Raw genomic sequence first — 7279 nt, 5'->3', positions numbered from 1 at the left:
GCGACTAGAAAGAAAGAGCCGCGGGGGCTAATTCTTGGCCAACAACGCCCCCCCCGCGCCACCGCCCGCGGCTGGGGCGCCGGGCCCGCGCCGCCCCCCCGGCCCCCCCCCCGCCGCGCGCGCGCCCCGGCCCGCGACACGGCACCGGGCGGCCCGGCGGCCGCGCCGCGCCGCCGCCCCCGCCCCCGCGTGTGGCGCGGAGCCGTCCTCCTGCTCGCGGGCGCCTACTTCCTCGTCCCGCTGATCGCCTCCTTCGTCTTCACCGTGCACGTGCCCGGCCAGGGCATCAGCTTCGAGGCGTACACGCAGCTGCTCTCCGCCGACGGGTTCACCGAGAGCCTGCTGCTCTCCCTCGGGCTGGCCGCCGCCACCATCGCGGCGTCGCTGCTGCTCGCCGTGCCCGCACTGGTCGCCGTACGGCTCGGCTCGCCGCGGCTGCGGCCGGTCGTGGAGGTGATGTGCATGCTGCCGCTGGTGGTCCCGCCGATCGCGCTGGTCACCGGCATCACCACCGTGCTGCGCTGGGGCCCCGACCACCTGTCGCGGACCCCGCTCTACCAGACCTTCCTGGCCGTCCAGAACGAGCAGTTCCCCGTCGTCCTGGTGCTGGCGTACACGGTGCTGGCCCTGCCCTTCGTCTACCGCTCGCTCGACGCGGGCCTGCGCGCCATCGACGTGCCGACGCTGGTGGAAGCCGCCCGCAGCTGCGGCGCGAGCTGGCCGCACGTGGTCCTGCGCGTGCTGCTGCCCAACCTCCGGGCCTCCCTCGCCGGCGCCGCCTTCCTCACCCTGGCCCTGGTCCTCGGCGAGTTCACCATCGCCTCCCTGCTGGGCTTCCGGCCCTTCGCCGTGTGGATCGTCACGATCTCCGGAGCACACGCCCGGATGTCGGTGGCCGTCTCCGTCCTCAGCCTCCTCATCACGTGGCTGCTGCTGCTCGTCCTCTCGCGGGCCGGGACCAGCCCCGCCACGGTGTCCTCCGCCCCCCGTACGTCCTCCACCTCCCGCAAGGAGTCCTGACCGACATGTCCACCACCCTTCCCGCGGCCAGGACGCCCGGACAGCCCGATGACGGCGCGACCGGTGCGACCGGCACGACCGGCGCGGCGCGCCCGGATCCCGCGGGCGCGCGCGTCGAATTCCGCGGCCTGCGGCGGGCGTTCGGCTCGACCGTCGCCCTCGACGGGCTCGACCTGACCATCGAGCCGGGTGAACTCGTCGCCCTGCTCGGCCCGTCGGGCTGCGGAAAGACCACCGCGCTGCGCGTCGTCGCGGGCTTCGAGCAGCCCGACTCCGGCGAGGTCCTGGTCGACGGCGAGGACATCACCCGCGTACCGGCCAACCGGCGCGACGCCGGGATGGTCTTCCAGTCGTACAGTCTCTTCCCGAACCTCAGCGCCCGCGACAACGTCGCCTTCGGCCTGCGCGTCCGCAAGGTCGGGGCCGCCCAGCGCCGCGAGCGCGCCGCCGAACTCCTCGACCTGGTCGGCCTGCCCGACCACGGCGACCGGTACCCGCACCAGATGTCCGGCGGCCAGCAGCAGCGCGTCGCCCTGGCCCGCGCCCTCGCACTGCGCCCCCGCGTCCTGCTGCTCGACGAACCGCTCTCGGCGCTCGACGCCAAGGTCCGGGCCAACCTGCGCGACGAGATCCGCCGGCTCCAGCTCTCCCTCGGCATCACCACCGTGTTCGTCACGCACGACCAGGAGGAGGCGCTGTCGATGGCCGACCGGGTCGCCGTCCTGAACGCCGGCCGCCTCGAACAGTGCGCCGCCCCCGCCGAGCTGTACGAGCGCCCCGCGACGCCGTTCGTCGCCGAGTTCGTCGGCACCATGAACCGGCTGCCCGGGCAGCTCACCGACGCCGGCCTGGTGGAGGTGGCCGGCGCCCGGCTGCCCGTCGACGGCCCGGCCCCCACGGGGACGCGGGAGGTGGAGGTGCTGGTCCGGCCCGAGAACGTCACCGTCACCGCGGACGCCGCGGGCACGGCCACCGTCGTCTCCGCGTCCTTCTTCGGCGCGGTCACCCGGCTCCACCTCGAACTGCCCGGCGGCACCGCCGTCAAGGCGGACCTGCCCTCGCGGGACGCCGGCGAACTGACGCCCGGTGCACGCGCCGCCGTCGGCCTGGCCGAGCGCCCGGTCCTCGTCGTGGCCCGGCCCGCGTGAGCGCCCTCGCCGCCGTCCTGTTCGACATGGACGGCACCCTCGTCGACACCGAGGTGCTGTGGTGGCGGACCGCCGAGCGGATCGCACGGGGCCTCGGCCACGAACTCACCGGCGCGGACGCCCCCGAGGTCGTCGGCCGCGCCGTGGAGGACACCGCCGCCCACCTCGTACGGGTCTCGGGAGGGGGAGACCCGTCCGAGGTGGCGCGCGCCCTGACCGAGGACTTCTTCCGCCGGGTGGAGGCCGGGGCGCCGGTGCGGCCCGGCGCCCAGCGGCTGCTGACCGCGCTGGAGACGGAGGGCGTCCCCTTCGCCCTGGTCAGCGCCTCACCGCGGCTCGTCGTCGACTCCGTCGTCGGCGGCTCGCTGGCCCACGTCCCGTTCGCGTTCACCCTGTCAGCCGACGACACGGACCGGACGAAGCCGCACCCGGACCCGTACCGGAGCGCCGCCGAGCGGATCGGCGCCGACGTACGGGACTGCGTGGCGGTGGAGGACTCGCCGGACGGCGCGGCCTCCGCCGAGGCCGCCGGCTGCGGGGTGCTGGTGGTCCCGTCGCTGCTGGAGGTGCCCGCCTCGCCCGTACGCACCTTCGCGCGCTCCCTGGAGGACGTCACCCCGGAGCTGCTGCGGCGCTGCCTCGCGGCCGGCGTACCGGGGCAGGACCGTCAGGAGGCCAGGCCCAGCAGCTCCACGACGCCGTCCACGTAGGCGGCCGTCGGGCTGCCCGGAGCGGCGGCCGCCGCACGGTGCAGCGAGGGCAGACAGCCACGGACGAACGCCGCGCACTGCCCGTACAGCCCGGCCTCGTACGCGGACCCGTCGTCCTCGGTGCCGAGCAGGGACAGCACGGTCCACAGCAGCGCCTCGCGGGTGGCCAGCCGCGGCGGGCCCGCCGACCAGACGGCCGTCAGCACCCCGCACACCGCGGGAGCCGGCGGATGCAGGCGCCCGGACAGGAAGGCGTGGCCCTCCAACGCCCGGAAGGCGGCCGGATGGCCCTCGGCCGCAGCCCACAGGGTGTCCACCAGATGCCCCGCGCTGCGGCCGCAGCCGCACGTCACGGCCTCCCAGTCGTGCCGGCCGATCTCCGCCCCCACCGCGTCCGGCACCAGGGGGCTGCTGCGCGGCTTGTCCGTCCCTCTCATGCGAGCAGTATGGGCATCGGCAACCACCCTGACCAGGGGGTTCCGCGAGTCGGAACGGCCCTGTGACCAGGCCGCGACGCCGGTGGCCGGAACCGGATCACGGGGGCCCTCGTCTGAGACCCCGTGTGGATGAAACGAAGAATCGCCGCCCTGATCCTGGCCCTGCTCGCGACACAGCTGGGATCGCTGATCAGCCCCGCGTACGCATGCGGCTGCGGCGCCATGATCCCGGCGGGATACGCCCGGATCGGCGTCGAACGCGAGACGTCCGTCGTGCGCTTCGACGGGCGTACGGAACAGATCGTGATGCGGTTCGTCGTCCGCGGCGACGCCCCGCGAGCGGCCTGGATCATGCCGGTGCCCGGGCGGGCGACGGTCGAACTGGGCGACGGGGACGTGTTCCGGCAGCTGACCTGGCTCACCCGGCCCGAGTACCGGACCCGCAACTACTTCTGGCCCCGTGACCGGGACTGGCCCTTCTCCTCGGGCTCGTCCGCCTCCGTGGGCGACGCGGCGCCCCGGCCGGGCGCACCGGCCGTCGGCGTCGTCGGCCGCGAACGGCTCGGCGACTTCGACGTCGCGCGCCTCACCGCGACCGACCCCGACGCGCTGCGCAACTGGCTGGAGACCAACGGCTTCGCACTGCCCGACGGACTCGCCGCCGAGCTGAAGCCGTACGTCGACCAGAAGTGGGAGTACGTCGCCGTACGCCTGGCGCCCCGCGAGCCGGGCAAGACCCTCACCGGCACCCTCGACCCCCTGAAGATCCGCTTCGACAGCAACCGGCTGGTCTACCCGATGCGGCTGTCCCGGCTGGCCAAGACCCCCCAGTCGCTCGGCCTGTACGTCCTCGCCGACCACCGGATGGAACCCGCTTCCCCGATCGGCGGCGCCGACCCGAAGGTCACCTTCGCCGGCGAGGTCACCCCGGACGGCGCCCTCGCCACGCTCACCGGCGGCAAGCCCGCCTTCCTGACGGCGATCGACCAGGAGTTCCCGCAACCGGGCCGCATCGACGGCGACCACGAACTGCGCGCCACGGCCGCCGACACGCCGTACCGGAAGGTCATCCACCACGACGAACTGCTCACCGTCGGCGGCATCCCCGCCTGGCTGCTCACGCTCGCGGCCGTCCTCGTCGCCCTCGTGGCGGCCGTGTTCGTCCTCCGCCGCCGGACATCCCGTACGCCCACCGGCTGAACGGCCCCGGCCCGGCCCCCCGGACCGGGCCGGGACCGCGCTCAGCCGGTCACAGCGGCGGCCGGGGCGGCAGGGTCCGCCAGAACGCGCACTGGTGGTCCGCCGCGAAGGAGGTCCCCGCCCGGATCACCGCCGGGTTGAGGGTGATCACCGGAGCCGCGGCCCCGGACCGGCTCGCCGGCCACACCGGCTGCCCCGGCACCACGGGAGCGCCGTACCGCGCGAACGCACCCCAGTAGCGCTTCATCCGCGCCGCGAACGCGATCTGCCCGGCGGTCAGCGGCCGCGCGGTCAGACCGAAGTCGTGCAGGTACGCCAGCTCCGCACTGTGCCCGTTCGACTCGTCCAGGCCGGGCACCTGCGCCCCCGCCAGGGTCGGCGAGTCCGGATCGTCGAACTCGTAGACGAACGTCGGCACTTGCCCGGCGAACAGCTGCGCCGTCCACTGCGTCTGGCAGGCGAACGTCGCGTCCGTCATGAGCGCCGACAGCGCCAGGTACGGCGACCCGTACGCCGACACCGGGTACCGGGCCAGCACCTCCGGGCCCGCCGCCCCGTAATCCGCCAGAACCTGCGTGGTGTACTGCTCCTGCGTCAGGTACGGCTGCGAGAGCGCGACGAAGAACCGCGACTCGGAGCGGGTACTGCCGATCAGCACCGGCACCTTGTTCCAGTTCCCGCCCGCGATGGCCCGCTCCGGATCGACCGGCAGCAGCCCGTCACCGGACGCCGGCCCCGGGGTGGGCACCGTACGGGCCGCCTCGACCAGCGCCGCCCCCGGAGCGGCCCGTAGGCACCCGGCCCGCGCCGCCGGATCCGTACAGCCCGCCCGCTCGGCGAAGGCCCGCGCCTGCGCCTCGGCCCGCGCGCCGTCCGGCGTACCGATCAGCGTGCACGGCCCGCTCTGCAGCACGGCCCGGTGGAACAGCCCGGCCGCCGACGGGGCCGCCAGCAGCGCGCAGACGGAAGCGCCGCCCGCCGACTGGCCGGAGACCGTGACGTTGCCGGGGTCGCCGCCGAACGCGGCGATGTTCTCCCGGGTCCAGCGCAGCGCCGCCATCTGGTCCATCAGCCCGAAGGAACCGGAGTGCTCCTGGTTCTGCCCGGCGATCTCGGGCAGTCCGAGGTATCCGAGCTGTCCCAGTCGGTAGTTGATGCTGATGACGACGCTGCCCGTGAGACCGGCCATGGTCCGGCCGCCGAACTGCGTCCCCGTGCCCTGGCTGTACGCACCCCCGTGCAGCCACACGATCACCGGCAGCCGGGCTCCGGCGCGGGCCGTCCGCGGCCGGTACACATCGAGGTACAGGCAGTCCTCGCTGACGGCGGTCGGATCGCTCAGCCCGAACGGCGAGAACTGCAGGCACGCCGGGGACTGCCGGTCCGCCTCGCGGACCCCGGTCCAGCGGCGCGGCGCCTGCGGCGGGCGCAGCCGGGCGTCCCCGACCGGGGGAGCGGCGTAGGGGACGCCGAGGAACTCCTCGGCGCCGTCGTGCTCCTGCCCGCGCAGCACGCCCTGCGCGACGCCGACCCGCGGGTGCGCCGATCCGGGGGGCGCCGCCGGCGCGGTCGCGCCGGCCGGTGCGGGGAGCGCCGCGGTGAGCAGGGCCGCCAGCACGCACGCGCCGCCGAGCAGCGAGCGTGCCGTACGCGGCCTCCTCACGGGCGGAGCCCCGCGATCAGGGCCGAGGTGACCGCGGACTCGGCCGGCCCGGTGTTCCAGTCGGCGTTCATCGGGCTGATGGCGATCCTGCCGGCGTTGACGGCCTCCACGTCACCGCCCCGGGCGGGCGGCTGCGGCCGGAACTGCACGTTCACCTTCCAGGTCCCGTCCCCGGAGTCGGTGTAGTCCGGCCGGAGCGGGGCCTGCGGGTCCTGGAAGGTCGCGGCGACGCCGGCGGCGGTGCCCGTGCCGTCCGCGCCGACCACCGGGTGGTTGACGTTCAGACCGACGCCCTTCGGCAGCAGCGGTCCCGACCGTGCCCGGACGCGCAGCCGGTCGATCAGCCTGACCGCGAAGTCGACGGTGGGGCCCATCGCGTTGACCGTGGCCGCCGGGTCGGGCACGGCCAGGCCGCCGGTGCTCAGCGCGATGGCCGGGACGCCGCTCTCCAGGGCGACGACGGCGCCGCCGACCGTACCGGAGTGGGTGGCCAGACCGGCCACGTTCGGGCCGAAGTTGGTACCGGAGACCACCAGGTCGGGGGCGCGCCCCCCGAAGACCTCGGCGAGGCCGAAGGACACGGAGTCGCCGGGCGTGCCGTCCACGGCCCACACCTTCGGTTCGGGGTGTTGCACCGCGATCGCGGGGGCGCTCGCCAGCTTGGTGCCGGTGCCGCTCTGGTTGGTGAGCGGGGCGACGATGGTGACGTCGTACCCGGCGGCGGTCAGCCGCTCGAACGCCTTGCGGATGCCGGGCGCGTTGTAGCCGTCGTCGTTCGTGAGCAGGATCCGCAGCGGGGCAGCGGGCGTGGCCGCGGGCGCCGCGGCGGCAGCGGAGGCGGGTGCCGCGGGCGCCGCGAGCGGCGAGGCGATCGCCGGCGCCGTACCCGCGAGGGCCGCCGTGCACAGGACCAGCACGGCCGGCGGCAGGACTCGCTTGCGTCTCACAGAGGGCTCCTTCGGAAACGGTGGGGTGGGAGGTGAGGGTGGCGACGCGTGATGGCCCGGGGCGGCGGGAGGGCCGCCGCACGGGGCACCGGCGGGCGCACGACCCTCGGCATGCGCCCGCCGGAGTTCGGGCCGGGCCGCCGCGGTGCGGGAA

At 75.3% G+C, this 7279-nt stretch carries 7 protein-coding genes; 4 read left to right on the top strand and 3 right to left on the bottom strand.

From position 1 onward, the window contains the following. Positions 1–189 precede the first annotated feature (189 nt). Genes ACFXA3_RS29625 through ACFXA3_RS29615 form a run of 3 tightly spaced genes read left to right on the top strand, consistent with a single transcriptional unit; the run spans position 190 to position 2878 of the window. Positions 190–1020, top strand: coding sequence for an ABC transporter permease (locus ACFXA3_RS29625; RefSeq protein ID WP_385191627.1), 831 nt, complete (start codon positions 190–192; stop codon positions 1018–1020). A gap of 5 nt (positions 1021–1025) precedes the next feature. Beyond that, on the top strand, positions 1026–2168 hold the full coding sequence (locus tag ACFXA3_RS29620; RefSeq protein WP_385191626.1) for an ABC transporter ATP-binding protein: 1143 nt from the start codon (positions 1026–1028) through the stop codon (positions 2166–2168). Further along, a complete protein-coding gene (locus ACFXA3_RS29615) occupies positions 2165–2878 on the top strand; it encodes an HAD family hydrolase (protein ID WP_385191625.1) in 714 nt (237 codons plus the stop codon). The genes ACFXA3_RS29620 and ACFXA3_RS29615 overlap by 4 nt, the downstream gene beginning before the upstream one ends. Here the strand turns inward: ACFXA3_RS29615 and ACFXA3_RS29610 are convergent. Further along, on the bottom strand, positions 2836–3315 hold the full coding sequence (locus tag ACFXA3_RS29610) for a hypothetical protein (protein WP_385191624.1): 480 nt from the start codon (positions 3313–3315) through the stop codon (positions 2836–2838). The genes ACFXA3_RS29615 and ACFXA3_RS29610 overlap by 43 nt on opposite strands. A gap of 129 nt (positions 3316–3444) precedes the next feature. Between ACFXA3_RS29610 and ACFXA3_RS29605 the strand changes: the two genes are divergently transcribed. Continuing rightward, positions 3445–4515: a DUF2330 domain-containing protein gene (locus ACFXA3_RS29605; RefSeq protein WP_385191622.1), complete on the top strand. Its 1071-nt coding sequence runs from the start codon at positions 3445–3447 to the stop codon at positions 4513–4515. Between the two features lie 49 nt (positions 4516–4564). Here ACFXA3_RS29605 and ACFXA3_RS29600 read toward each other — a convergent pair whose 3' ends face one another. Continuing rightward, positions 4565–6178: a carboxylesterase/lipase family protein gene (locus ACFXA3_RS29600; RefSeq protein ID WP_385191620.1), complete on the bottom strand. Its 1614-nt coding sequence runs from the start codon at positions 6176–6178 to the stop codon at positions 4565–4567. Further along, on the bottom strand, positions 6175–7125 hold the full coding sequence (surE, locus tag ACFXA3_RS29595) for a 5'/3'-nucleotidase SurE (protein ID WP_385191619.1): 951 nt from the start codon (positions 7123–7125) through the stop codon (positions 6175–6177). Before surE ends, ACFXA3_RS29600 begins: the two co-directional genes overlap by 4 nt. Positions 7126–7279 lie beyond the last annotated feature (154 nt).

The sequence above is a fragment of the Streptomyces sp. NPDC059456 genome (assembly GCF_042750055.1).
GTDB lineage: Bacteria > Actinomycetota > Actinomycetes > Streptomycetales > Streptomycetaceae > Streptomyces.
The sequence above is the reverse complement of the archived record's forward strand: the minus strand, read 5'-3'. Positions and strand labels throughout refer to the sequence as shown.

What these genes read in the sequence shown, in the direction of transcription:
- ACFXA3_RS29610 (WP_385191624.1), bottom strand. Translation starts at nt 3,315, where the DNA reads ATGAGAGGGACGGACAAGCCGCGCAGCAGCCCCCTGGTGCCGGACGCG.
- ACFXA3_RS29605 (WP_385191622.1), top strand. Translation starts at nt 3,445, where the DNA reads ATGAAACGAAGAATCGCCGCCCTGATCCTGGCCCTGCTCGCGACACAG.
- ACFXA3_RS29620 (WP_385191626.1), top strand. Translation starts at nt 1,026, where the DNA reads ATGTCCACCACCCTTCCCGCGGCCAGGACGCCCGGACAGCCCGATGAC.